The 1574-nt window shown below is 45.9% G+C and carries 1 protein-coding gene; it reads left to right on the plus strand.

Annotated features, from left to right (window positions below; all coding sequences use genetic code 11):
- Positions 1-212 precede the first annotated feature (212 nt).
- On the plus strand, positions 213-1298 hold the full coding sequence (locus F6K53_RS41290) for an ATP-binding protein (protein WP_366511432.1): 1086 nt from the start codon (positions 213-215) through the stop codon (positions 1296-1298).
- The last annotated feature ends 276 nt before the right edge of the window (positions 1299-1574 follow it).

Here is a 1574-nt window from a genome sequence, read left to right on the forward strand (position 1 = left end):
TGGTGTCGTCGTTTAAGCTGCATATTATGAAGTCTTACCAGCAACTTCTGAAACCATGATTCGAGTTGCCATGATTCGGATTATGCTTAGACGGTTGGCGTAGCCAATTACTTTTCAGACATCCTCTTAGAAAAAAGATTGCTATCTTTTCACCAAATCAACCTACCTGTGAACTGTTTACTGGGCATATTGGCTGCGGCAAGTCTACGGAGTTGCTCAGGTTAAAGCTGGATTTAGAACGCTCAGGATTTCATGTGGTTTACTTTGAGTCCGACCGAGACTTGGAAATGAGCGATGTTGATATTAGCGATATTTTACTGGCGATCGCCCGTCGAGTCAGTGAAAGTCTGGAAGGCGCTGGCATTAGCCTTCAACCAGGGTACTTCCAGAGGTTATTCGGTGAAGTCAAAGATATCTTAAAAACACCGATGGAGCTATCGGAGGTAGAATTCTCTGTAGGGATTGCCACCATTACCAGTCAAGCGAAAGCTAGCCCTAAGCAGCGGGATAAGTTGAGAGGATATCTAGAGCCTCGAACCAATGGACTTATTGAGGCCATTAATCAGGAGGTGCTGGAGCCTGGTATCAAGAAATTGAAACAGACCGGTAAAAAGGGACTAGTAGTTATTGTCGATAACCTTGACCGGGTAGATTCTATACAAAAGCCCTTTGGTCGTCTTCAGCCAGAATATTTGTTTGCGGATCGAGGAGCACAGTTGCGGGGACTGGGCTGTCACGTGGTTTACACTATTCCACTGTCACTGCGGTTTTCCAATGACTTTGGGATGGTGACTGAACGGTTTATGACCGACCCCAAAGTCCTGCCAATGGTACCTGTGCAGTTACGGGACGGTAGCAAACATGAACAAGGAATGGCACTGCTGCGACAGATGGTGCTAGCAAGAGCTTTTCCAGATTTAGAGCCAAACCAGCGTCTGACTAAAATTACAGCAATTTTTGACAGTGCTGAAACCTTAGACCGTTTATGTGGTGCTAGTGGCGGTCATGTGCGGAATTTACTTCGGTTTCTCAATGATTGGATCATGGAGGAAGGGAAACTACCCCTATCCCGTAATTGTCTAGAACGTATGATTAAGGCTCAGCGTCATAAACTTGTGTTAGCAATCACTGATGATGAGTGGGACTTACTGCGTACAGTAGCTAAGGATAAGAAAGTAACTGGAGATGATGGATATCAAATCTTAATCCGCAGTCGCTTTGTGTACGAGTATTATGATCAAGATGAACCTTGGTTTGATGTTAATCCGATTTTGGCAGAAGCGAAAGAACTAGTTTGACCCGGTGGTGCGTTACGGGCAGCAACCTAACACTGGCTACCAGGCGGAAAATGAGGGCTCGCCCTTGGGTGGTGCGTTACGGGGCGGGCTGTCTCAACCAGGGTGTTGAGGTTGAACATGATAGCAAGCCCGCCCCTAACGCACCCTACTGGCGTGGCAAGCTTAAAATAGTGTAATAGACAGAAAACAAACTGGATAATATGGGAAGAGGTCGTCGGGTAATGGTTTTTCTAACTTCAGACCAGAGAGAAAAACTGGAAGGAATTAGTCGTAATG

It is taken from the genome of Moorena sp. SIO4A1 (genome assembly GCF_010672065.1).
GTDB lineage: Bacteria > Cyanobacteriota > Cyanobacteriia > Cyanobacteriales > Coleofasciculaceae > Moorena.